Below are 24,323 nucleotides of genomic sequence, written 5' to 3'. Positions count from 1 at the left end.
TTTTACGATTGATATTGGAATTGCTTTTTGATATTGCCATTGCCATTGATTATATTTGCGCAAATTATTTTAAAAAATGAAGAATCTAGTTGAAGAATTAAAATGGCGCGGGTTATATCATGATAGTATGCCTGGAACGGAAGAACAATTACTAAAAGAGGCTACCACTGCGTATATTGGTTTTGATCCAACGGCAGATTCACTGCACATCGGAAGTATGGTTCAGATTATTTTATTGGTTCACCTAAAGAATTTCGGGCACAGACCTATCGCTTTAGTGGGTGGAGCAACAGGAATGATTGGTGACCCTTCTGGTAAATCTGATGAAAGAAATTTGCTTGATGAAGAAGCTTTGGCTAAAAACGTTGCAGGAATTAAAAGTGTCTTGTCTCGTTTCTTAGATTTTAGTTCGACCGAAGCAAATGCACCAGTAATGGTAAATAACTACGATTGGATGAAAGAATTCTCTTTTATCGATTTTGCACGTGAAGTTGGAAAAAGAATCACTGTAAATTATATGATGGCTAAAGATTCTGTAAAAAAGAGATTTAGCGGTGAAGGTGAGGGAATGTCTTTTACAGAGTTTACATATCAGTTAATTCAAGGTTACGATTTTTATCATTTATATAAAAACAACAACTGCATCTTGCAAATGGGAGGTTCTGACCAATGGGGTAATATTACCACGGGTACAGAATTAGTGCGCAGAATGGGAGGTGAAAATGCAAAAGCTTACGCTTTAACAACGCCTTTGATTACAAAATCGGACGGATCTAAATTTGGAAAATCTGAAGGAGGAAATGTTTGGTTGGATGCTGATAAAACTTCGGTATATAAATTTTACCAATTTTGGGTAAACACTACAGATGTTGATGCTGAGAAATATATCAAAATCTTTACTTTCTTAGATAAAGATACTATTGATGCATTAATTGAAGAGCATAAAACAGCTCCGCATTTAAGAGTTTTGCAAAAGAAACTGGCAGAAGAAATTACTGTTTTTGTTCACAATAGAGAAGAATTAGAAAAAGCGATTCAGGCCTCCAATATCTTATTCGGAAACTCAACTGCAGAAGATTTAAAAAAATTGGATGAAGCTACTTTTTTAGAAGTTTTTGACGGAGTTCCGCAAGCTGAAATCGCAAAAGCTGATTTAGAAAACGGATTGGAAATTATTACTGTTTTGAATGAAAAAACAGGTTTTTTTAAATCGAATGGAGAAGCTAGAAGAGCTTTAACAGCAAATTCTATTTCTGTAAATAGAGAGAAAATAAAAGAAGATTTTGTATTAACATCAAATGATTTGATTAATAATCAATTTGTTTTATTACAAAGCGGAAAGAAAAATTATTTTGTGATTCGCGTTGTTTAATCGTTTAATCGAGTAGTTGTTTAATTGTTTAATCGGAATTTTGCGATTAAATAAGAGACATTTTTATAATATCAGAAATCCGAATATTCGAAAAGAATATTCGGATTTTTTCGTTTAACGAACGATTCGTTCCGTAGGAATGTCTCATCGGTAGAATAAAAATTTGGATTTCGTTTTACGTTCCGTAGGAACGTTGACTAACAGAGAGAGTATTGTATAATAACAAGTGTCCCTACAGGACACAATGCTAAATAATATTCTTTTTTCTACCGATGAGATATTCCTACGGAATATTAAAATTATGGTTGTTATGTACTGACCAAGTAAAAAGAGATTATTAGGACTGTATTTGTTCTGGATTGGTTAATTTATTCACTGAACCAAATTTATTTTTTTGGGACTTTTGCTCTTTAACTTCTACTATGAAAAAGTATATGTTTTTTTACTAAGTTTATCATCTTAAAACAAACATAAGATATGCTTCTAATTTTATTTATTTACTGGATTTGGAAAGGCTTTACTAATCTGGCCTTAGAATATGATAAGAACAAATGGGGTTATTTCGCTATTGGAATAATATCTTATTATGCAGGAACTCTTCTTGCTGGATTTGTTGTAGGGCTTCTATCTGTTTTTATTGGAGGTTTGGATAGTATTGATGACAGTAGTTTTAGCAGTGCAGGATGGAATATACTTTTTGTACTTTGTGGAGTTCTGACTTGTTATGGAGTTTATAAATTATTAGAACACAAAGGTCAAAAAGAAAAACTACTACAGAAAAAAGAAGGTATAGAAAGTATTGGTGTAAGTGACGAAAATTAATTTTTGATTACGAGTTAATTGTTTAATCGAAAGTAAATATGATTAAACGGTTCAACAAATCAACGATTAAACTATAAAACCATCAAATTACAACCGCGAATATCAGAATTATCAAAACGTCCCAAAACCTCGAAAGAGTTGTTGGGATTTTTTTTGCCTAAATCCTGCGTAGCGATAAAAGAGCATGAATTAATATTCGCCAAGTCAATCACGTTGATGCCGCCCGTTTTTCCATCTTTCACATAAGTGAGAGCATCTTCTGGATCGCGAATTAAAATATTCATCCAAGACGGACATTCGAAAACACCTTCTCCTAAAGAATAAGCCTGCGCTAAAAGTTCTGTCATTCCGTATTCTGAATGAATAGAAGAAACGCCGAAACCTTTGCAAAGCTGTTCGTGCAATTCTTCTCGGATCATTTCTTTGCGTTTTCCTTTCATACCTCCAGTTTCCATTATAATGGTATTTTGAAGATTGAATTGATGTTTTTCGATCAAATCTAATAAAGCGTAAGTCACGCCAATTAAAATTACATTTTGACCCGAATTGTCCAGTTCAATTAGCTTTTGGGTAAGTTCTCCGTAGTTGTGTAAATAAAACCCACTTTCTGGCTGATTAGAGAGTTTAATTAAGTCATCGACCATATAGATTAAAGAAGATCCTTCACGTTCCAAATAAGACGGCAAAAGGGCTAAAACTACATAGTCTTCTATATTGCCATAAAACTGAGAAAATCCTTTGCGATAACTTTCTTCGTAAAGCGTAACATCTGTTACCAAATGCCTGCTTGTAATCATTCCAGTAGTACCGCTGCTGGTAAAAGTTACTTGCGCGGGATCATTGTTTGAAACTACTTCGTGGCTTTTAAAAAATTGAATAGGTAAAAATGGAATTTGCTGTAATGATTTTACCTGTTGCGGATTAACTTTTAGGAAATCACAAAAATCGCGATAAACCTTATTGTTTTCGTGCTGAAAACGAAACACTTTTAGAGCTATTTTTTCAAATTGTTTCTGACTCGAAATCGTAAATATATCGCTGGCTGTGATCAAAACTTTTTTTTTTGCAAAGATATTTATTTTTTAGTCGCAGTCACAGTTTTCAGTTGCAGTTTGTAAACTGAGAACTGTGACTGGGACTGGAAACTAAAAAAGCTCCAATGGAGCTTTATCTTATAATGAGTTTTCGGGTTGCAGATGCGTTTTGTTCGCTTATCTTAATGATATAAACCCCTGAAGGTAATTCGGCAACATTTAATTCTCTAGAGGTTAAATGTGCTTGCAGTACTTTTTTGCCTAAAATATCAAACACAATAATTTCTTTCTCTAAATCGTTTTTAGAGGATATGTACACTTTACCATTAGTAACAGGGTTAGGGTACAAGCTTAATCCCTCAATAGAAGTCGATTCTTGAGTTTTTGGTAATTGCTTGCTGTCTTGCGCCGAGACGCTCACAGTAAAGAAAAATGCCAATAAGAAAGTAATATAAAAGTAGTTTTTTGCCATCGCGTATATTTGGATATTGTAAATATACAAAAAAAATTACAAAAAGTGCGCCAAAAAAAAACATCCTAAATATTTAGGATGTTTTTAACATTATGTGTTCGAAGTTATTAAGAATGTTATTTTGATAATAACTTGATTTAGCAAAAAAAGCTGTCTGAAATATTTCGGACAGCTTTTTTGTTTTTTATGATCTAAATTTGGATTATTTAGTCCAGTTAGCCCAAGTTGGTAAGTCAGCACCAGCACCAGCACCAATTGCACCAGTAGTTGTTCCAGACAATTTAGGACCAGTTACATCAGTGATCTGAGCTCCAAAAGTATAGTTTGTGATAGTAAAGTTACCAGCAGCAATATTTGCAGTTGCACCAGCATCTGTAGATAATTTAGCAAGAGCAGCAGGCATATCGTTAGCAACATATAAGTTTGTGTAAGCTTGTTTGCCACCACCTTCTTTGTAGTTGATTGCTTTTTCGTCAGCTGTAAAAGTAGCACCACCTTTAATGATAGAGATGTTAGTTATTTTAGCGTTAGTCATTGGAACAGCCCCACTTGGATCTTTAGCGTTAGTAGATCCTTCAACTCCTGCTTTACTTACACCTTTAATGTAAACGTTTGTAGCAGTACCTTGCCATCCGTCAGCAAAATCTAAAGAATCATCATAAGAGTTTATGATTGTTAAGTTAGTAGCATTTACTGCTCCACCGAAAAATTCGATTCCGTCATCACCACTTTCGAAAGTGTAGATGTCAGACACTATAGTTCCAGAACCTACTCCGAAGAAAGAAACTCCATTGTATTCTTTTTCAGAAGTGTATTTAGAACCTGTGTAAGAAATTTTCAAGAAGTTAATATTTCCAGAAGAATCTGAATTGTCATTTCCTCCGTAGCTTAAACCACCTACTTCAGAAGTACCATTGTCTCCAGTATTTACTTTACCATTACCAGCGATAATTAATCCACCCCAGTCACTTTGAGCAGGAGTTGCTTTTCCAGATGTCATAATAACTGGTTTCGCAGCTGTACCATTGATGTTAATTTTAGCGTTTCTTTCTACAGCAATATATAAAGAAGTTGCTTCTGCAGTAGGAGAACTTTTAATTACTGTCCCAGCAGGAATTACTAAAGTAGCTCCACCTTTAACAACTAAACCTCCAGTTAAAGTATAAGTTTGAGTAGGATCTAAAGTTACAGTACCGTCTTTAATCTCTCCTTTTAAATCGTCAACTTTTAAAACAAAAGAACTGTTGTTTGTGTCTTTGTTATCATCAGAACTACAGCTTGTTAAAGCAAGTCCTAATATTGCAGCCATTGCAAATAAACTTTTTTTCATTTTTGTTGTGTTTTATTGTTTTATTTATTTAAGGCAAAGTAAATGAACATATGTTTTTGCTGAGTTAAGACGATATTAACAATCTATTAAGTATGATGGGGTAAAACCGTACCGTCTTAATATAAAATTTACATTGCAATTTTGGATAAAAAAAAGGTGATTAGTATTGTCTAATCACCTTTTATAATTTATTGAAAATATCTCTCTTAGAAAGTGTAGTTTAAAGTAAGTCTTAGATCTGAACCAGCTTTGTATGAAGTCACTATAATGTCACCAATAGCTTCTTTTCCTGGTACTTTCCCTTGCTCTTGTACACGCTCGAAAGTTGGGTTTAAAATGTTGTTGTAAATAAGACCTAATTTTAAGCTTTTAGTCAAACTTGTGTTCAAGATAAAATCTAATTTATTCACAGCTTTGTCAACCATGTTTCCAACTCTTGAAGTTCCAATTACAGCAAGTTTATCTGAGAAATAAGAGTAAGATACTGTTGCTGAAATATCCTTACTTTCTGTAAATTGATTTAAGAATGAAATGTTAGCATTTGCTAAGAAGTTAGAAGCTCCGGTTAATTTACTTTCAGTAAATGTAAAGTTTGCTCCAAAATCATTTTCATTGTTTACTTTATCATTGCTTAGATCTTGGTTTGTGTATAAGTATGATCCGTTTGCATCAAAAGAAAGTTTTGTTTTTAAGTTATCATTTTTTTCAATTTCAAAAATGTCTTTTCTAAATTCTACTTCAACCCCTGCTACTGTTCCTTTATCTCCTGTATTTGCATATGAAATGTCATTTGAAGACGAATTCAAGAACATTTCGTTGATTGGATTTTGAATGATTTTTCCAAATGCAGTTACGGAGATTAACTCACCTGCTTTCGGGAAAAATTCCCATCCTAAATCGAAATTATAATTTGTTGAAGCATATAAATTAGGGTTTCCTTCGTATGCTTGTGCTACATCTTCGTAAATAATTGGCACTTTTTCTTTAAACTGAGGAAGCGTATATGTTTTACTAGCAGAAAACTTTAAGTTTTGCTTGTCTGTTAATGTATACTTTGAAATTAAACTTGGTAAGATATTAAATTTAGAGTCATTTGAACTGTCTCCGCCTGGAACTGTTGTTGTGATATAGTAAACATTCTGAGTCAGTTGCTCTAATCTTGCACCTAATATCACACTCAATCTTTCAGTTAAAGAATATTGAACATTCAAGAATGCAGCATTGATATCTAAGTTTCCATTATATTCTTGGTGGATTCTATTTGAGTAAGATGAACCCCAGTGTGCAGGATCTAAATAGTTGTCTACGTGGTGAATATCTTCTTTAGGAAAAGAAATTGTGCTTCGGTCTGGGAAGAACGAATATTGTTCCATGTCGTAATCTACATCCTTAAATTTTCCTGAATAACCAACAGTTACCTTTCCCTTATAAGTATCATCACTGCCTTTTTTGAAGTTATAAGTAAGCGCAACATTTGCAGCGATTTCATTTTCCTTTAAATCTTGAAAAAATCGGTGATTATTGATGTTCGAATTAGTAAAGAAAGTATAGTCTATCGCATTTGGAGCATATACAAAAGAGTTTTGCATACGATCTGGAATTGCACTGTTAGAAATACTGTATCCTACTCCCCAATTTAAATTCCACTGATCGTTGAATTTGTTTTTTCCTGTTAATTGGTTTACAATTAATTGAGTTCTTTCAAAAGTTCCACGTTTAATAAAACCAGTAATTTGTTGAGTAGCATCTCCGCCACCGTCAAAATTTTGATTTGTTCCTTCGTACTCACTGTAATCCTGATCACTTGAATTTAAGAATAAAGAAGTAAAGAAGATCGAGTTTTTATTATTGATTTTATAATCAGCTGTACCCATAACAGTTGTTGTAGTGTTATGTTTGTAAGCCGTTCTAACAAAGTCAGAAAAGATATCTCCGTCAGAAGTAATTCCTCCTCTGCTGTAACCTTCAGTATATTTGTTTTTTGCACTGAAAGATCCTGTGACAAATGTACCAATTGAACTTTCGTCATTGATATTAAATTTCTTTCCTCCAGATAATGTGTAAAAAGCATTTAATACATTTTTGTTCTCTTGTCTATCCCAGCTTGTTGTATAACTATAAGGAAGTAAAGGAGCATCAGGAATACCTACTTTTTTAAATCCAGTGTAAGACGGTCCGTCTTGCAGGTAAAAATGATCTTGTCCTAAAACATTTGTGTTTGCTCCAGTACCGATAGAAAAAGTAATAAAAGGGCTTCCGCTGAATTTTTTAGCGCTGATGTCAATATTAGCTCCTCCAAAATCGGCATAGTTTTGAGCTTCAAAAGTTTTGCTGATTCCAATATTATCTACAATGTTTGTAGAGAAAATTTCTAAAAGAATGTTTTTGTTTGCCGGATTGTTTGATGGTAACGGAAGACCATTTAAAGTAGTTACATTGTAACGGTCACCTAAACCTCTAACAAAGACATTTCCTGAGTCATCTTGTTTAGAAACTCCACTAACTTTTGCAACTGCATTAGCCACATCATTAACTCCTTTTCTAGCTATTTCCTCAGCACCAATTGCAGCTTTAAAAGAAACTGCGTTTTTTTGATCTAATAATAATGCCGATTCTTTTTGTTTGTTTACTGTTGCAGATTTTACTACAACATCCTTAAGTGTATAACTTCCAGAAGAAAGAGTTTGATTGATAACTACAGTTTCATTTGCTTTTACAGCAACTGGAGTTTCTACAGATTCATATCCTAAAAAACTAAAAATAAGAGTATAATTTCCTGGATTTACGCTCAACGAATATTTTCCGTCTACGTCAGTGTTTACGCTAATATTTGTACCTTTAACTAAAACATTAGCAAATGGTAAAACTTCATTGTTCATTTCTTTGTCGGTTAGAACTCCAGAAATTGTACCTTTGTTTTGCGCGATCGAAATCGTACAGATAAATAATGCAATAAAGAGAAATCTTAAATTGAATTTCATTTCAGTGTTGTGTTTAATTTATTTTTGTGCAAAGAAATAACTGCGCCGTGAAGTCCATGTTACGAACTTGTTATGTTTTTGTGTGCTAAAGATTATCAAATTGTTACCAGATTAAATTACCGTTAACACCAATTTTTAAAGGTTCTTTTGTTAGTATATTTACCCTGTGAAATAAAAAACATCGGATAAATAATTAAAAAGATTTGATGTAAAAATCTCAATTTTTGCTATTTATGAAAAAAACACAAACTAAGATTTTATTAGTTGACGACGAACCGGATATCTTAGAAATCGTTGGCTATAACCTTGCTCAAGAAGGCTACCAGATTGTTACAGCTTCTAACGGAAAAGAAGCTATAGCAAAGGCTCAGAAAGAATTGCCAGAATTAATTATTATGGATGTGATGATGGCAGAAATGGACGGAATGGAAGCGTGCGAGCATATTAGAAAAATTCCTGAATTAAATAATGTTATCATAACATTCCTTACAGCAAGAAGTGAAGATTATTCTCAAGTAGCTGGTTTTGACGCTGGTGCTGATGACTATATTACTAAACCTATTAAACCAAAATTATTGGTATCGAAAGTAAAGGCTTTGTTAAGAAGGTTAAAAGAACAAGAAGTGGTTTCAGATACTTTAAATGTAGGCGGAATCGAGATTAACCGTGAAGAATATAAAATCATAAAAGGCAATGTAGAAATTGCTCTGCCAAGAAAAGAATTCGAATTATTTTATTTGTTAGCTTCAAAACCTGGAAAAGTTTTTAAAAGAGATGAAATTCTGGATAAAGTTTGGGGTAACGAAGTTGTAGTTGGAGGAAGAACAATTGATGTTCACATCAGAAAACTGCGCGAGAAAATAGGCGAAGACCTTTTTAAAACTATAAAAGGAGTTGGTTATAAATTTGAAGTATAAACAGTCAATAAAAATTTGAACCATATAAGTGATATAATTTCATTTAAATTATAGAACGTACTTTTGGTTATACTATACTAAGTTCATCTTTGTCAAAGTTCAAACTTTGATAAGATGAACTTTTTAAATTCTTATTTTTATGGTAAGAATTATGAGCTTTGAATTTAAATGAACTTATATCACTTATATGATAAAACATAATAATCTCTTAATGGTTAAATATTATCAATGAAAATTAATTTTAAAAAAACATACAAATTTGCTATAAAATCGGCATTGTATATTAGTCTCTTCTCGACTGGATTTGTGCTGATTCTAATGTCTTTATTTTATAAAAACCAACTGAAACATCAAGTAGCTTTTGGAATAATTTTCATTATTGCGATTTACATATTCTCGTTCTTGGTTATACAATATCGCGTAGAACGTTTCATTTATAGAAGAGTAAAGAAAATTTACGATGAGGTTTCGTTATTAGAATCAACAACGCTTATCAATCAGCCAATTAATACTGATATGGAAACGCTTTCGCGGGAAGTGAAAAAGTTTGCAACCGATAAAAAACTCGAAATCGAAATGCTCGAAATTCGCGAACAGTACCGAAGAGAGTTTTTAGGAAACGTGTCGCACGAACTTAAAACGCCTTTGTTTACCGTACAAGGTTATGTTTCAACTTTACTTGATGGCGCAATGGATGACAAACACATTCGTAAAAAATATTTAAAACGTGCCGAAAAAGGTGTAGAGCGTTTGATATATATAGTTGAAGATTTGGATATGATCACCAAATTAGAATCGGGCGATTTAGATCTAAATATGACCGATTTTGATATCGTTGAGCTCATTCAAAATGTTTTTGATTTATTGGAAATGAAAGCCGATAAAAAGAAAATCAAATTGGCATTTGAAAGTAAAAATGTGCAGTCAGTTATCATTCGCGGAGATCAGGACAGAATTCAGCAGGTTTTAGAAAACCTAATTGTGAACTCCATTAAATACGGAAAAGAAGGCGGTTTAACAGAAGTCGGAGTTGTAAACTTAACCAAGAAAAAAGTCTTGATTCGTATTAGCGATAACGGAGAAGGAGTTGAAAAACAAAATATTCCAAGACTTTTTGAACGTTTTTACCGAGTTGATAAAAGCGGAACCCGTTCTGAAGGAGGTTCTGGTTTAGGATTAGCGATTGTAAAACATATTATTGAAGCGCATAAAGAGAAGGTTTATGTAGAAAGTGAGTTCGGAATTGGTTCAGAATTCTCTTTTACGCTCGAAAAAGCATTTAAAAATCAAAAAACAGACGTTAAAAAATCGTAACGTCATTTTTGCTGAAAGCCCTAAAATGAAGGTGTTTAACAATAAATCAACATTTCGTTTTGGGCCATAACATTAAATTTTTATTATAGTAACATCTGGTTAATGATTTCTTAACATAGGTGCTCCATCTTTGCATCCTGAAATTAAGGGAATTACAGAACTAATGATAAAAAGAAAAATAGCAGCCATTTTATTGCTGATAACTTGTGCCGCTAATGCGCAGGAAACAAACAAACAAGAACTAAATAAACAGGATGTAAAAAACGAAGTAATGCGTATTTTAGATTCTATCAACAAAGCAAAACTTCCGGAGACTAAATCTGGAGGAGGAGTTGAAGAACATTGGTATGACAGAATCTCTTTAAGAGGTTATGCGCAAATCAGGTACAACGGACTTTTTTCTACAAACGACAAAGTTTCCTGCGATCAATGCGATAAATCCTGGGGAACAACTTCTACAGCTCCAGATGCAAAAGCAAATAATGGACTTTTTATCCGCCGTGCGCGTTTAGTGTTTTCGGGTCAGGTTCATCCAAATGTATTTTTCTATTTCCAACCCGATTTTGCGAGTTCGCCAAGTACAGGAATTCAAAATTTTGTACAAATTCGTGACCTTTATTTTGATCTTTCTTTTGATAAGAAAAAAGAGTACCGAGTTCGTGTTGGGCAGAGTAAAATTCCATATGGATTTGAAAACATGCAGTCAAGTTCACAGCGTTTGACTTTAGACCGTGCCGATGCTATAAATAGTTCAATAGCAAATGAGCGTGATTTAGGGATATTTTTTTACTGGGCACCAGCCGAAATTAGAGAGCGTTTTGCGATGCTGGTTAGAGATGGCTATAAAGGTTCGGGTGATTTTGGTGTATTTGCTTTTGGAGTTTACAATGGGCAGATTGCAAATAAACTGGACGGAAATAGAGATCTAAATGTGGTTGCAAGAGTAACGTATCCATTTGTAATTGGAAGTCAGATTATCGAACCAGGAATTCAGGCTTACACAGGGAAATGGGCTTTTACGGGAGAAATATCATCTGGAGTTATAGTAAACGATCCGCAGTATGTAAAAGACCAAAGGGTAGGAGCAACATTTGTTTTATATCCAAAACCATTCGGAATCCAGACAGAATATAACATCGGAACAGGACCTCGATACAATCCACAAACCAATACAGTTGATGAAACAGATTTGAACGGAGGATACGTTTTATTAAACTACAAATGGGACATCGAAAAACAACATGTTTATCCTTTCGCCAAATTTCAATATTATGACGGAGGAAAAAAATACGAGAAAGATGCCAGAAGTTATGTGGTTAGAGATTATGAATTAGGTGTCGAGTGGCAGCCAATTAAAGCTTTCGAATTAACAGCATCTTATGTAATTGCAGACAGAACTTTTGAAGACAGTGCACTCCCAATAAACAGACAGAAAGGAAACGTTCTAAGATTACAAGTGCAGTTTAATTTCTAAAAGAATAAAAATAAATCCCTGTTAATCAGTGATTGCGAATAAAAATCCGTTTAATCTGTGTTCTAATTTTGACGCATATTAAACGGATTCTCTATAGTAAAGACATGGATAAATACGGATTTTTAATGAGAATTATTCTCGAAAACAGTAAATAAGGAATCCCAGTCGATATTATTTTCAAATTGGGACAATCCTTTAAAAGACTTTACTTTTGATAAATCTTCAATAGTAAAGTCGTCCTGCATGGCATACGGTACTAAATTTTCCTCTTGAAGTTTTATCGCCAGATATTCTTGTTCATATTGACCAGGAGTTGGAATAAAAAAAGCTTTTTTACCCAATTTGGCTAAATCCATTACAGTAGTATAACCCGAGCGGCATAATACAAACTCACTTTCGTTAAAAGTTTGTTCCAGCTGTTTTGAGTTCATGAAATTATAATACGTTATATTTCCTGCCTGCCATTTTTCCTGTGATTTTTGAATAATTCCCTGTACAAAAACTACTTTACCAGGATATTTAGCTGCTTCTTTCTGCAGCTTTTCATCTAAGTAAGTACGCTGCGGCTCAGGTCCCGATAATATAATCATTAGATCATATATTTTAGGAGTATCCTTTTTCTTCATGCGGCTCAGCGGTCCAATATATTTTAAATTGAGTTCGTTGCTTTTAAGATGACCTAAATCTCCAGTAAGATTTACTTCATCATTTGTATCAGGAACCCAGCATTCAGTATATTTTTTAATAAAATGCTGATGACATTTACTCGTAAACCAAGTAGTATTGCCAGTCATCACATTCAATTGATGCGTCATAAAAACAGAAGGCACTTTTTTGCTGAAAACCCCTAATCTGTTGTCTGAGATTATACCGTCAATACCGTATTTTTTGATCCAGCTATTGACCATTTTTTTCTCATCTAAAATAGCAGTAATCATTTTAGGAAGATTTTTGATCAGCTTCCATTTAAAGTTTTTACCATTCTTTGCATATTCAATATGATAAGAAGGCAGTTCTAAAGTTTGTATATAAGGAAACTCTTTTCGCAGCAAAGCCAAAGCAACACCATCTGAAGCGATAATGGGAATATAATTATTCTCCTGAAGCGCTTTAATGATGGGAATGCATCGAGTTGAATGGCCAAGTCCCCAATTTAATGGAGCTACTAAAATAGTTTTATTCGCAGAATAATCAATGCTCATTTTTAACGCTTTTTAAAAACGAAGATAAAGAAATATGTTTTCTATGTTATTTTAAGGATATTACTAAATTATTAACTCAATATTTTTTTTAAGGTTCTAAGATGCTGAGGTACTAAGGTTCTGAGTATTTTTTTTATGAAAAAAAAAGCCGAACAATAGTTCGGCTTCAAATAGTGTTTCTTAGATTCTCAGAACCTTAGTGCCTCAGCACCTTAGTCTCTCAGAACCTTTTAAACTAATCCTGAATATAAGTTTTATTACCATTTTTGTTAATATAGTATTTACCGCCTCTTGGTCCAGTATATACTTTTTTGCCATTATATTCACCTGTAACTTTATCTGGAACAGCTGGTGCTTTTTCATTTGTTTCCTTCAAAGTCTTTGCAGCTGATTTTTTTGTAGCGTCAGCTTTTGCCTTAGTTTTCTTTGCATCAGCTTTTACATCGTCAGCTTTTGCAGCTGTTTTTTTAGCATCAGATGTAGCTTTGTCTGCTGTTTTTTTAGCTTTGTCAGATTCAGTTGTTGCTTTTTTTGCATCGCTTTTAGCTTTAGCAGCTTCCTTGTCTGCAGTCTTTTTTGCTTTATCGGCAGTTTCTTTTTTTGCTTTTGCCGAAGCTTCTTTCGCATCGTCTGCTGCTTTTTTAGACTTTGAAGCTTCTTTTTTTGCATCAGCTGAAGCTTTATCTGCAGTTGATTTTGCTTTTTTTGCTGAAGCTTCCGTTTTGCTTTTCGCAGTTTTTGCTGTTGTTTCCTGAGCGTAGAAATTAGAGGAGAAAACAACTAAAAAACAGATTATTACTAATTTTTTCATAAGGTTATATGTTTAAATTCAAACTAAAATTAAACAATTTTTTGTCATCTTTTTCGCAGGTCATTAAAAATATGCACGAAGCTGAACATTTCCTGTATGAATCGTATTTCCTGTTTCGCTTTTACGGCCCTGATAATTTAAATTAACATCTAAGAAAGACGTAATATTCTTTTGCAGAAGAAGTTTCCAAACTAAATTTGATCCAGCCTGCAGTCCTTCAAGCATCTGAAAACCGACAGATGAAAATTCATTTCCATTAAATTTATTTTCATAAAAAGAAAATTCTCCATTTACGGTTACTTTCTTTTCGCCTGCATAAGAAAAAGAAGTTCCAATTCTATTTTGTTTTAAAGTTTCAAAATTGCCAATTTGATTCTTCTTGTTTTGAAGCTCATAAAAGAAATCCAATTTGGTGTTTTTAGAAAACAAATAACTAATTTTTGGGGCGAGCTGCCAGCCATTAATGTCGTAATTCTTCTCAGTAAAATCTTCAGAAACCAAATCAGTTTTTATGGTTTTGCTTAAAAAGATTAAACAGCCAGCTTTTTTGATACAAATGAGTATATTGAAGCTGATGCGAATAATTGCGGACATTTTGCGAACCTATAGAAAGCAGACTTTTGCCTTTATTTACCAGATAAGAATATGTAACAGAATGTTTTTGCCGGCCTCGATTGTAAAACAAACTGTTTCTAAAACTCGAATTCAATCCTAAAATATTTTCTTCTGAAGAGTCAAACGGATTAAGTTCCAGCTTTTCGCCTTCACTTTTTATTTTTCGATCCATTATAAAGGACGTTTGATTATAAAAATAAGACAAAAGCTTTTTAAAACCTTTTTCATTCTGCCATTGCAGCGGATTCAATGTCAAAGACTGCGAAAACTTATTTTGGTTGGTTTTAATATAAATCTGGTTCGGTAAAAAGATTCGGACATATTTTGCCTGATCTTGAAAAACTGCAACTTCAAATTCCTGTAATTCCTGAATTCCGTTTCCGTTATAATCATTCCAAGTATAAACTCCCTGTCCGGTTGGAACTTCAACATACGTAAATTCCTGTTGTGCAATAGTTCCAGAACTTGTTTCGTAAGCTGTTCCAATCTGCATTAATTGATTGAAAAAACGATCATTATATAAAACTCTAGAATTTAATGAAGGCTCATTTTTTCTTGTGTTGTCTGTAAAATCTAAATTTCGATAACTTGCATAAACTGCTAAATCAGTTTTTTTGTTTTGAATCAATTTCGACTTTAAATAATACGTCTGCGAATTATTAACGTGCTGCAGAAATCCGTTTTGTAAACTATCATTTCTCCTTTGCAAAAAGCCTATTTCCACAAAAACTTTAGTACTGTCGCCTCTTCCTGTAAAAACGCCATATTCTGAGAATCTTTGGCTTAAAGCCGAAAACTGATTGGTAATTTTATCTTTTTCCTGATTGTCTTCTAATTGCATACTGCCTCCAATCCAGTTTTTACCAAAATGATATTTGGTTCGGGTTTGGTTTCGAATGAATTTTGAGGTTGAAGCAGTTGCATCAGAATTTAAAAAACTCCCATTGTTTTCGATCGTCCAGTTTTTTATTTTAAAAAGAGCCGTTGTTGTATGTCTGGATCCCGTGTAACTTTCGCTGAAATCTAATTTCTCAAACTGATAATTTATTAATCCTATATTAGAAGTTTCCTTTTTAGAATATAAATCAAAATTTAAACCTGTAACCAGCAGACTTTGATTGCCCAAAAGTGTTCCCGTTAAGTTCCAGTCGCGGTTAAATTCAATATTATATAAACGCTCAACCGATTTGAAATTTTGCTGCACATATTGATAATTTCCAAAAACATCTAAATTCCAGCTTTTGGAGAAAAGACGTTTTTTAATATTTGTTTTAAAAGCAACGCCTTCATTATTGCCATCATCAATTTTAGAAAATAAATTTTGATCGTTATTGCTCACAGCCAATTCAAAATCGACTAAAGTTTTCTCGTCCGGATTATATTTTCCTAAAAAAGTAGCAACCTGAAGTTTAATTGGTGCTACAAGCTGTACAATTGGCTCATAATTTCCTTGCAGAACTCCATTAACAGGCGCAACATATTGATAAATTCGTTCGACAGAATTGTTGTTTTGAATGATATAATTTCCAGCATTTGCACCAACAAGACTAAATCTTACATTGTACAGAACATCGGCTGGATTATTAGAATATTCATAAACTTCCACTGAATTTACCAATGTTTTTTTATACAAGATTTTGTTGTCGGCATAACTATCTTCGTAGGCAGAAGGCGCTTTCATTAAATTGATGTTATCTCCAGCTTCACTCAAAATCTGGACTTGTGCTGTAGAAAGATTTTGCTGCAAAGGCTGATTTTTCATGTCATTTTCAGAATAGACATAACCGCCAAAACTCCAGTTTTTATTTTCGTGTGTGGCGCCGGCGTATGTTACCAATCGATTGTAATTTCTTTCAGAATACTGGTATTCTACATTAATCCTCATTTCAGAAGTTATGGTGAAAAGAGAAGTAAAAACAATTTCTCCCGCATTATAATCAATTACATAATCGTTGTTTTCGCCGCGTTTTAACAAAACACCGTTTACGTAAACACGTTCTGAACCTGAAATAACCAAAACATATAATTCACCATTTTGACCTTTTAATTTATACGGACCTTGATTTCCTTCCTGACCTATAAAAGTACTTTTAGCATATTGTCCTTTTACAAAAGCAACTGATGCAAAAACATTGGTTTTACTTTTTTCGGTATCAAAATCAAAGCTGGCAGAAATTCCCTGAACCTTTTTATTGAAACTTAAAAATTGTGTTTTCCGATTCTCTAAGAAAACATCGCCTGCGCGAATATTCCAATCATCACTGAAAAGTTCCATGAAAATATTATCGAACTGATCCAGCTTTTGCGAATAACCGCCATCCTGCAGGGGAATATTATTGTCTTGAAGAGAAGCTCTCAAGCTGACTTTATCTGAAATTTTACCCGTAATCTGTAAATCTAAATTGGAATTTAAAACCGTGCTCTGATTATTCCCAACTGTAATGCCTCGCGTAATGCTTCCAGAAGTGTTCAAACCATCAAAAGGCGTTACTTTTTTAGCATTTGCATTATTATCAATTCGGTACAATTTTTCGGTTCCAACGTCGCTGCTTACAATCTGATCCGATTTGTAAAGACTGTATTCTTTGGTTAAGAAATCTGGATATTTTAGATAATTGACAATTAAAGTGTCAGAAGCAGATTGGAATTTTTCATTTAAAAGTAAAAAGCCTTTTTGAAAATCAATTTTGTAGAAAGTCGAATCAATCGGTTCGTTTTTGGTATTTAAAAGCTCGAAGAAACTGGAATTAATACTCACTTTTTCCAGCCGAATGGTGTCTTTTGAGGTTACTATTTTTTTGGTTTTGTACAGCGATTCAGTTTCCTGAGCCTGAAGCGCAGAAAAACAGATGAAAACCGTCAAAAACAGTAATTTTTTCAACATAATACTTTAACTCTGAAAAGTCAAAAGTAGTATTTATAATTGGGAAAAATAGAAACAGAAATTTTGAGTTTTTAAAATGATGAAGTGCTTTGTTTTTCTTCATTTTTTTCGTTTCTCAATAGTTTCTTATAAGTTATAAAAACTGCAATAAATGTTAAGAAAGGACCAATTGAATTTCTGAAATCTGAAAATGAAATGTCATTTACATTTTCTTTTTTTAATATAGGACTTAAGTCTATACCAATGAATATGATAATGAAAACAAGTAAAAGGACTATTGTGAATTTTTTGGTTATCATATGATGAGATAAATTACTTTATACTTTGTGATAAAACTACTAAATATAATTAAAAAAAGGCTTCATCAATTAAGATGAAACCTTTTATAATGAATTGAAATAATTAACGCTTAGAAAATTAATTTAGTTCTTTAGTCACAATCTGCATCGTTTCGCGGCTGACTTGTTTTAATAAAACTTCTTTGTTGGCCTCAACAGTATGAGCAGCGTCTTCATTAAAGTGACGGATAGTGTAAAGTGTTACATTTTCATTGAAATCAACTTTGAATTTTTTCGAAAGAATCGCATTCAAATCGTTGAAATTTCCAAATTTATCTTCCACACAAACAGAGAAACTAATCGCAGAATTCTGAATCAAGTTCACTTTGATTTTAAATTCATGGAATAATCCAAAGATCTCACTGATATTTTCTTCCATTATAAAAGAAAAATCAATTGATGAAAGCGAAATTAAAAGCTGTTCTCTTTTTACAATAAAACATGGATATTGTGGTTCCAAATCAACTCCTTTAGAAACACAAGTTCCTTTTAATAACGGATTGATAAAAGATTTAACGTATAACGGAATTTCTTTTTTCTGTAATGGCTGTAATGTTTTTGGGTGAATTACCGTCGCACCGTAAAACGCTAATTCGATAGCTTCACGATATGAAATTTGGTTTAATAAACTCGCATTTTCAAAATAACGAGGGTCGGCATTCATAACTCCAGGAACATCTTTCCAAATTGTAACACTTTCAGCATTTAAGCAGTAAGCAAAAATTCCCGCAGTATAATCAGAACCTTCACGGCCTAAAGTTGTAGTGAAATTATTTTCGTCTGCACCCAAAAATCCCTGAGTAATATTTAATGTTTTTCTAGGAACATTTTTGCTGATAAGCTGTTGTGTAGTTTCCCAATCTACTTCTGCATCTCTATAATTTGCATTTGTTTTGATGAAATTACGAACGTCAAGCCATTGCGTCTGAATTCCCATGAAATTCATGAAATGACTTAAGATATTAGTCGAAATTAATTCACCAAAACTTACTACTTGATCGTAAACAAAGTTATAGTTTGGAGATTTATTATGCGATAAAAAATATTCCAATTCAGCAAACTGCGCATTTACGGCAGCAAAAACCTCATGTTTTTCGTCTTCAAATAAATCTAATAATATTTGATTGTGATATTTTTTTATTTCTTGTACAGAAGAACTTAATTCTGCCGATTTGTCAAAATAATTTTTGATAACAACTTCAAGAGCATTTGTAGTTTTACCCATCGCCGAAACTACCAAAATTACATCTTCATAACCCACTTTCTGTAAAACGTCGTATACGTTTTTAATTCCATCTGCATCTTTTACCGATGCTCCACCAAATTTAAATACTCTCATTTTTAATTAATAGATTTTTAGATTTTAGATTTCAGATTCAAATCGAAACCTAGTATTTTTTAATTTTTTTGCCTGAATTATTTCAATTAAAAGGATTTAAATCTTTGTTAGTTCGCCACGAATTTCACAAATTGACACGAATTAATTAGTGAAAATTAGTGAAATTCGTGGCAAAAACCTTTTAAAATGTGCAAACTACTTTTATAATTTTTCTAAGAACGAATTAACTCCAGCTTCATCCATTTGCACCACTTGCCAGTCTTCTAGAATTTTTGCGCCAGAATTCTTGTAAAAATTAACTGCAGGTGTGTTCCAGGCTAAAACATTCCATTCTACTCTTCTCACTCCATCTCTTTTACCTTGCTTCATGATTTCGGCATACAGAGCAGAACCTAAACCAGTACCGCGCATTTTCTCTTTTACAATTAAATCTTCAAGGTGTATTGTTTTTCCCTTCCAGGTAGAGTAGCGGTAATAGTATAAAGCAATTCCAACAATTTCTTTTTGTTTTTCGTCGTTTTCGATCTCTGCAACAAAAACATGAAAAAGTGGTTTTTCCCCAAAACCATCACGCACTAAATCCTCTTCTGTAATAACAACCGCTTCGGGTTCTTTTTCGAATATTGCCAGCTCCTGAATTAGCCCCAACACCGATTTCATATCTTCAGGATTTCCTTTTCTAATATTCATAATTGGTAAACGTTATTTTTTTGTCCTTTATAGTATTGCTTTTTCCTAATGCAGCATTTGTTTTCACAAAGATATGCAAGAGGCAATTTCATGTATTCGTATTTTTATCTACATATTATCAAAGAAAACAGAGCTTTGATTGTTGCTTTATGTAAAATATTAGCAAATATACAATAGTAGCAAACTAACAAAATAATTTTTAAATCATTCTCACAAAATAAGCGATATTTGTGACTTAAAATTAAAACTATAACGATTTAGCAATGGAAGAACGCAATAAAACACTGGGAGAGTTTATTATTGAGAACCAAAAAGCATTTCAGTATTCGTCGGGAGAGCTCTCGCGAATTATCAACTCTATTCGATTGGCAGCAAAGGTGGTCAATCATAAAGTAAACCAAGCGGGTTTAGTGGATATTATCGGCGCTGTAGGCGAGCAGAATATTCAGGGCGAAGACCAGCAAAAATTAGATGTCTATGCAAACGAAGTATTTATCCAGACGTTAATAAACCGTGAGATTGTCTGTGGTATTGCTTCTGAAGAAAACGACGATTTTATTACAGTTCAGGGGAGCGACAACTGTCATAATAATAAGTACGTGATCTTAATGGATCCGCTTGACGGATCTTCAAACATTGATGTTAATGTTTCTGTGGGAACTATTTTTTCTGTTTTCAGAAGAATTACTCCAATAGGAACTCCGGTAACTAGCGAGGATTTTTTACAACCGGGAATCAATCAAGTTGCAGCAGGCTACGTAATTTATGGAACTTCGACAATGCTGGTTTACACAACAGGTTATGGAGTAAATGGGTTTACGTTAAACCCGGCGATTGGAACATTTTATCTTTCACATCCGAATATGAAGTTTCCGAAAGACGGACATATCTATTCGGTCAACGAAGGTAATTATGTTCATTTTCCGCAGGGAGTAAAAAATTACATTAAATACTGCCAGCGCGAAGAAGGGGACAGACCTTATACTTCTAGATATATAGGAAGTCTGGTTGCCGATTTTCATCGAAATATGATCAAAGGCGGAGTATATATTTATCCGACAAGTTCAAAAGCGCCAAAAGGGAAATTACGTTTATTATATGAATGTAATCCAATGGCATTTCTTGCAGAACAAGCTGGAGGAAAAGCCACAGATGGTTTTGGAAGAATTATGGAAATCCAGCCGACAGAACTGCACCAAAGAGTTCCGTTTTTCTGCGGAAGCTATAATATGGTAGAAAAAGCTGAGGAGTTTATGGCAGCTGAATAAAGTATTCAGTTTTCAGTCTCAGTCACAGTCACAGTTTTTAGAGACTGTTTAACTCTAGCTTACATTTCAAACCCGACAGGTTTTTAAAACATGTCGGGTTTCTTTTTTCGGTATGTTAAGTTTTAATTTAAAAAAGAAAACCCGAGAGATTTTTAAATCTCTCGGGTTTTTTATTTTATTTCAATTTAAGCGTAAGTTAAAAAGCTGTAAACTGCTACTGTAAACTGAATACTAAAAAATTACTTGTTCATATTTTCCATTTCGAAAAGGAAAGTATCTAAGTCTACTTTTTTGTCAACTAAAGAAAGAGCTTTAGCAACAATGTAGTTTACGTTTCCTGGAGTGAATCCTAATGCTAATCCCATACGAGTTAACATAACTTCTTGCTGGTCTCCTAAATGATGATCTACGTGAACCATTCTTGCTAAATCATATAAACGCTCCAAACGTTGAGTATATAAATAAGGTGGGTTTATCGGATGTTTCCACGGATCTTTAAGAATTTCTGTATATTCTTCTGCTGAAATTTCTAGTCTTGAAGCTAATTTGTCCAAAAAGTCTTTTTCTTCTGGACTTACATGTCCGTCAGCGAAAGCTACACGCACAATTGCAGAGAAATGACCTCTGTTTCTTTGTTTGAATTCGTTATCAAATAATTCTGAAAATGGCATAATTAAATCGGTTTTTATGCAACAAATATAATCCTATTTTTAAATTATTGTTTTTAAATTTCTCATAAAATTTAACTTATTTTTATTGAATGAATTAAGTGCTTAGATCTTTAATTTTGAAAATTAATCGTAAGTTTACAACCCCTAATTATTTAATTATAGAATACCTATGTCACAATTTTGGATTTATTTTCAAATAGGATTAAAACACGTTTTGGATATTAATGCCTACGATCACGTTCTTTTTTTAATCGCCTTAACCGTTCCGTATTTATTTAAGGACTGGAAAAGAATTTTTCTCTTAGTTTCCTTGTTTACAATTGGACACACATTAGCTTTAATTCTTTCCGTTTACGGCATAATAGCGATAAAAGTAAATATTGTAGAATTTCTTATTCCAATTACAATTTTAGTAACCGCTCTGTATCATTTGTTTACAGCAGGAAAGACTTCTAAAAATGATGGCGTGAATCTGGTATTTTTCATAACTTTATTCTTTGGAATTATTCATGGTTTAGGTTTCTCTAATTATTTCAAAACAATATTAGGAGGATCTGCAACATCAAAATTGTTACCTTTGGGAGAGTTTGCTTTAGGAATCGAAGCTGCTCAGTTGGTAGTTGTTTTTGTTGTGCTGGTAATTTCATATATAGTGCAGACTGTTTTCCGTTTTTCAAAACGCGACTGGGCACTAGTAATGTCGGCTTTTATTATTGGAGTTGTAATTCCGATGATTATTGAAAGTCCGATTTGGAACAGATAATATAAATGGAAGTAAAAAAACTGAATAAATACGATAAAGCTTATCTGCGAATTGCAAAAGAGTGGAGTCTGCTTTCGTATTGTAAACGAAAACAAGTTGGTGCCATTATAGTAAAAGACAGAATGATTATTTCTGATGGTTACAATGGTACGCCATCTGGATTTGAAAATTGCTGTGAAGATGAAAATGGTCTGACTCGCTGGGACGTTTTACACGCAGAAGCAAATGCAATTCTAAAAGTAGCAAGATCGACACAATCTTGCGAAGGTGCAACCTTATACATTACACTTTCACCTTGCAAAGAATGCAGTAAATTAATACATCAATCGGGAATAAAAAGAGTGGTGTACAAAGACGGATATCGTGACGATTCTGGAATTCAATTTTTAATAAAAGCAGGTGTTGAAGTAGAACATATTCCTGTTTTAGAAGAGTAATGAAATTTAACTCAAAATATTTACCAATAGTTATAGGAGCGACTTTTGCTCTTGGAACAATTGCGGGCAGCCTTATGAATGCTCCTGCAAGCGACCAGCTTTTGGCTAAAAATTACTCTAAAACTAAGCTTAACAAATTAATTGATTTTATCAATACAGAATATGTTGATAGTGTCAATACAGATTCGATTGTAAATCTTACAGTCGATAATATTCTTTCTAAATTAGATCCGCATTCTGTTTATATTCCGCCAAGCGAACAAGCAGAAGTTGCTGAAAGTATGAAGGGAGATTTCGTCGGAATCGGAATTAATTTTTATATGTATAAAGATTCTGTTGCGATTATAAAACCAATCGAAAATGGACCTTCAGCGAAAGCGGGACTCAAATCTGGAGACCGAATTTTATTTGCTGGGAAAACCAAATTATACGGTAGAAAATTACCTTCAGACAGCTTATTCTCAAAATTAAAAGGTTTGCAAGGTTCGGAAATCGAATTGACAGTTTTTAGAAAATCAGAACAAAAGAAATTAAAGTTTAAAGTAAAACGAGATATTATTCCAATTAAAAGCGTTGATGCTTCTTTGATGATTGGAAATAATGTTGGATACATCAAAATCAATCGTTTTGCCGAAACCACTTTTAATGAATTTAAAACTGGTTTAACAAGACTCAAACAAAAAGGAATTCAATCACTTGTAATTGATCTTCGTGACAATGGAGGCGGTTACATGGAAGAAGCAATAGCAATCGCAGATGAATTTCTAAAAGACAAACAGCTGATTGTTTTTACGAAAAGTAAAAATGGTACAACTGAAAAAACGTATGCAACAAAAGCAGGTAGTTTTGAAACTGGAAAAGTATATGTTTTAATTAATGAAAACAGTGCTTCTGCCAGCGAAATTTTAGCTGGAGCAATCCAAGATAATGACCGCGGTACAATTGTAGGCCGACGTTCATTCGGAAAAGGTCTAGTACAGCGTGAAATGGATTTTAACGATGGATCGGCTGTAAGGTTGACGGTTGCGCGTTATTATACTCCAACGGGAAGATCAATTCAGAAACCCTATAAAAAAGGAAACGAAGAATATTTCAAAGAATCAGAATCTAGAATCGCTACGGGAGAATTATATGCAAGAGACAGTATAAAAGTTGCTGATTCTTTAAAATTCAAAACTCCTAAAGGTAAAATCGTTTACGGCGGCGGCGGAATTGTTCCCGATGTTTTTGTTCCGATGGAAGCTGAACATGGAAATGAAAATGTTGGTTATCTATTACAAACTGGAATTGTAGGCCATTTTGTTTTTGAAGAATTAGATAAAAATAGAGATGCTTTTGCAGGACTTAGTTTTGCTGCGTTTTTAAACAAAATGAAAACCTCTGATGTGTATTTCAAAAAATTCAAAAACTATATCCTTATGACAGGTTTGGATTTAAAATTAGATAAAACCAAATCGCTTGTAAACCGATATATTACTGCCGAATTTGCGAGACAGTTGTATGGAGAATTGTATTATTATGATGTGATTTTAAAAGATGACGCGATGATTAAAACAATTCTGAATCCTAAGAAGTAACTTCAATTTTTT

The 24,323-nt window shown here is 33.2% G+C and carries 18 protein-coding genes and 1 pseudogene; 9 read left to right on the top strand and 10 right to left on the bottom strand.

Going from position 1 to position 24,323, the window contains the following annotated elements:
• Positions 1–76 precede the first annotated feature (76 nt).
• The gene (tyrS, locus tag QE431_RS20020; RefSeq protein ID WP_307299664.1) at positions 77–1,372 is read left to right on the top strand and encodes a tyrosine--tRNA ligase; all 1,296 of its coding nucleotides are present in this window, start codon (positions 77–79) and stop codon (positions 1,370–1,372) included.
• A 477-nt stretch (positions 1,373–1,849) separates the two neighbouring features.
• Complete coding sequence (locus tag QE431_RS20015; RefSeq protein ID WP_057115109.1) at positions 1,850–2,194, top strand: hypothetical protein; 345 nt, start codon at positions 1,850–1,852, stop codon at positions 2,192–2,194.
• A 71-nt stretch (positions 2,195–2,265) separates the two neighbouring features.
• On the opposite strand, the gene QE431_RS20010 is transcribed toward QE431_RS20015, so the two are convergent.
• The 4 genes from QE431_RS20010 to QE431_RS19995 form a co-directional block, all read right to left on the bottom strand.
• Positions 2,266–3,246 carry an acyl transferase gene (locus QE431_RS20010; RefSeq protein ID WP_134142616.1) on the bottom strand — a complete coding sequence of 327 codons (981 nt, stop codon included), beginning with the start codon at positions 3,244–3,246 and terminating at the stop codon, positions 2,266–2,268.
• Between the two features lie 115 nt (positions 3,247–3,361).
• Positions 3,362–3,700, bottom strand: a complete 339-nt coding sequence (locus tag QE431_RS20005) for a T9SS type A sorting domain-containing protein (protein WP_057115107.1) — start codon at positions 3,698–3,700, stop codon at positions 3,362–3,364.
• A 202-nt stretch (positions 3,701–3,902) separates the two neighbouring features.
• Positions 3,903–5,030 (bottom strand): hypothetical protein, encoded by a 1,128-nt coding sequence (locus QE431_RS20000; protein ID WP_057115106.1) that lies wholly within the window; start codon positions 5,028–5,030, stop codon positions 3,903–3,905.
• Positions 5,031–5,236: 206 nt separating this feature from the next.
• On the bottom strand, positions 5,237–8,011 hold the full coding sequence (locus tag QE431_RS19995) for a TonB-dependent receptor (RefSeq protein WP_307299660.1): 2,775 nt from the start codon (positions 8,009–8,011) through the stop codon (positions 5,237–5,239).
• A 233-nt stretch (positions 8,012–8,244) separates the two neighbouring features.
• On the opposite strand from QE431_RS19995, the gene QE431_RS19990 reads away from it, so the two are divergent.
• From QE431_RS19990 to QE431_RS19980, 3 genes are all read left to right on the top strand, one after another.
• Complete coding sequence (locus tag QE431_RS19990) at positions 8,245–8,928, top strand: response regulator transcription factor (protein ID WP_017496206.1); 684 nt, start codon at positions 8,245–8,247, stop codon at positions 8,926–8,928.
• Positions 8,929–9,156: 228 nt separating this feature from the next.
• On the top strand, positions 9,157–10,242 hold the full coding sequence (locus tag QE431_RS19985) for a cell wall metabolism sensor histidine kinase WalK (protein ID WP_057115103.1): 1,086 nt from the start codon (positions 9,157–9,159) through the stop codon (positions 10,240–10,242).
• A gap of 163 nt (positions 10,243–10,405) precedes the next feature.
• On the top strand, positions 10,406–11,716 hold the full coding sequence (locus tag QE431_RS19980; protein WP_307299657.1) for a porin: 1,311 nt from the start codon (positions 10,406–10,408) through the stop codon (positions 11,714–11,716).
• A gap of 122 nt (positions 11,717–11,838) precedes the next feature.
• On the opposite strand, the gene QE431_RS19975 is transcribed toward QE431_RS19980, so the two are convergent.
• The 5 genes and pseudogenes from QE431_RS19975 to QE431_RS19955 form a co-directional block, all read right to left on the bottom strand.
• Positions 11,839–12,918 carry a glycosyltransferase gene (locus tag QE431_RS19975; protein ID WP_057115101.1) on the bottom strand — a complete coding sequence of 360 codons (1,080 nt, stop codon included), beginning with the start codon at positions 12,916–12,918 and terminating at the stop codon, positions 11,839–11,841.
• Between the two features lie 235 nt (positions 12,919–13,153).
• Positions 13,154–13,729, bottom strand: a complete 576-nt coding sequence (locus QE431_RS19970; protein ID WP_307299655.1) for a hypothetical protein — start codon at positions 13,727–13,729, stop codon at positions 13,154–13,156.
• A 63-nt stretch (positions 13,730–13,792) separates the two neighbouring features.
• Positions 13,793–17,228: pseudogene (locus tag QE431_RS19965) on the bottom strand (hypothetical protein).
• A 417-nt stretch (positions 17,229–17,645) separates the two neighbouring features.
• The gene (locus QE431_RS19960; protein ID WP_307299654.1) at positions 17,646–18,905 is read right to left on the bottom strand and encodes an aspartate kinase; all 1,260 of its coding nucleotides are present in this window, start codon (positions 18,903–18,905) and stop codon (positions 17,646–17,648) included.
• Between the two features lie 201 nt (positions 18,906–19,106).
• Positions 19,107–19,595, bottom strand: coding sequence for a GNAT family N-acetyltransferase (locus QE431_RS19955; protein ID WP_057115096.1), 489 nt, complete (start codon positions 19,593–19,595; stop codon positions 19,107–19,109).
• A 263-nt stretch (positions 19,596–19,858) separates the two neighbouring features.
• Here QE431_RS19955 and fbp point away from each other — a divergent pair, with 263 nt between their 5' ends.
• Entirely contained in the window at positions 19,859–20,863 is a 1,005-nt protein-coding gene (gene fbp / locus QE431_RS19950; RefSeq protein WP_057115095.1) for a class 1 fructose-bisphosphatase, read from the top strand.
• A gap of 239 nt (positions 20,864–21,102) precedes the next feature.
• Here fbp and QE431_RS19945 read toward each other — a convergent pair whose 3' ends face one another.
• Positions 21,103–21,534 carry a TerB family tellurite resistance protein gene (locus tag QE431_RS19945; RefSeq protein WP_057115094.1) on the bottom strand — a complete coding sequence of 144 codons (432 nt, stop codon included), beginning with the start codon at positions 21,532–21,534 and terminating at the stop codon, positions 21,103–21,105.
• A gap of 169 nt (positions 21,535–21,703) precedes the next feature.
• Between QE431_RS19945 and QE431_RS19940 the strand changes: the two genes are divergently transcribed.
• Genes QE431_RS19940 through QE431_RS19930 form a run of 3 tightly spaced genes read left to right on the top strand, consistent with a single transcriptional unit; the run spans position 21,704 to position 24,311 of the window.
• Positions 21,704–22,297: a HupE/UreJ family protein gene (locus tag QE431_RS19940; RefSeq protein WP_057115093.1), complete on the top strand. Its 594-nt coding sequence runs from the start codon at positions 21,704–21,706 to the stop codon at positions 22,295–22,297.
• 5 nt (positions 22,298–22,302) lie between these two features.
• Positions 22,303–22,734 carry a dCMP deaminase family protein gene (locus QE431_RS19935; protein WP_008465062.1) on the top strand — a complete coding sequence of 144 codons (432 nt, stop codon included), beginning with the start codon at positions 22,303–22,305 and terminating at the stop codon, positions 22,732–22,734.
• The gene (locus QE431_RS19930; protein ID WP_134142610.1) at positions 22,734–24,311 is read left to right on the top strand and encodes a S41 family peptidase; all 1,578 of its coding nucleotides are present in this window, start codon (positions 22,734–22,736) and stop codon (positions 24,309–24,311) included. Before QE431_RS19935 ends, QE431_RS19930 begins: the two co-directional genes overlap by 1 nt.
• The last annotated feature ends 12 nt before the right edge of the window (positions 24,312–24,323 follow it).

This window comes from Flavobacterium sp. SORGH_AS_0622 (genome assembly GCF_030818825.1).
GTDB lineage: Bacteria > Bacteroidota > Bacteroidia > Flavobacteriales > Flavobacteriaceae > Flavobacterium.
This window is presented reverse-complemented; position numbering and strand designations above follow the sequence as displayed.

Coding starts and splice junctions, on each gene's coding strand:
- QE431_RS19935 (WP_008465062.1), top strand. CDS start 22,303: ATGGAAGTAAAAAAACTGAATAAATACGATAAAGCTTATCTGCGAATT.
- QE431_RS19940 (WP_057115093.1), top strand. CDS start 21,704: ATGTCACAATTTTGGATTTATTTTCAAATAGGATTAAAACACGTTTTG.
- QE431_RS19945 (WP_057115094.1), bottom strand. CDS start 21,534: ATGCCATTTTCAGAATTATTTGATAACGAATTCAAACAAAGAAACAGA.
- QE431_RS19955 (WP_057115096.1), bottom strand. CDS start 19,595: ATGAATATTAGAAAAGGAAATCCTGAAGATATGAAATCGGTGTTGGGG.
- QE431_RS20005 (WP_057115107.1), bottom strand. CDS start 3,700: ATGGCAAAAAACTACTTTTATATTACTTTCTTATTGGCATTTTTCTTT.
- QE431_RS19985 (WP_057115103.1), top strand. CDS start 9,157: ATGAAAATTAATTTTAAAAAAACATACAAATTTGCTATAAAATCGGCA.
- QE431_RS19970 (WP_307299655.1), bottom strand. CDS start 13,729: ATGAAAAAATTAGTAATAATCTGTTTTTTAGTTGTTTTCTCCTCTAAT.
- QE431_RS19960 (WP_307299654.1), bottom strand. CDS start 18,905: ATGAGAGTATTTAAATTTGGTGGAGCATCGGTAAAAGATGCAGATGGA.
- tyrS (WP_307299664.1), top strand. CDS start 77: ATGAAGAATCTAGTTGAAGAATTAAAATGGCGCGGGTTATATCATGAT.
- fbp (WP_057115095.1), top strand. CDS start 19,859: ATGGAAGAACGCAATAAAACACTGGGAGAGTTTATTATTGAGAACCAA.
- QE431_RS19990 (WP_017496206.1), top strand. CDS start 8,245: ATGAAAAAAACACAAACTAAGATTTTATTAGTTGACGACGAACCGGAT.
- QE431_RS19995 (WP_307299660.1), bottom strand. CDS start 8,011: ATGAAATTCAATTTAAGATTTCTCTTTATTGCATTATTTATCTGTACG.
- QE431_RS20015 (WP_057115109.1), top strand. CDS start 1,850: ATGCTTCTAATTTTATTTATTTACTGGATTTGGAAAGGCTTTACTAAT.
- QE431_RS20000 (WP_057115106.1), bottom strand. CDS start 5,030: ATGAAAAAAAGTTTATTTGCAATGGCTGCAATATTAGGACTTGCTTTA.
- QE431_RS19975 (WP_057115101.1), bottom strand. CDS start 12,918: ATGAGCATTGATTATTCTGCGAATAAAACTATTTTAGTAGCTCCATTA.
- QE431_RS19980 (WP_307299657.1), top strand. CDS start 10,406: ATGATAAAAAGAAAAATAGCAGCCATTTTATTGCTGATAACTTGTGCC.
- QE431_RS19930 (WP_134142610.1), top strand. CDS start 22,734: ATGAAATTTAACTCAAAATATTTACCAATAGTTATAGGAGCGACTTTT.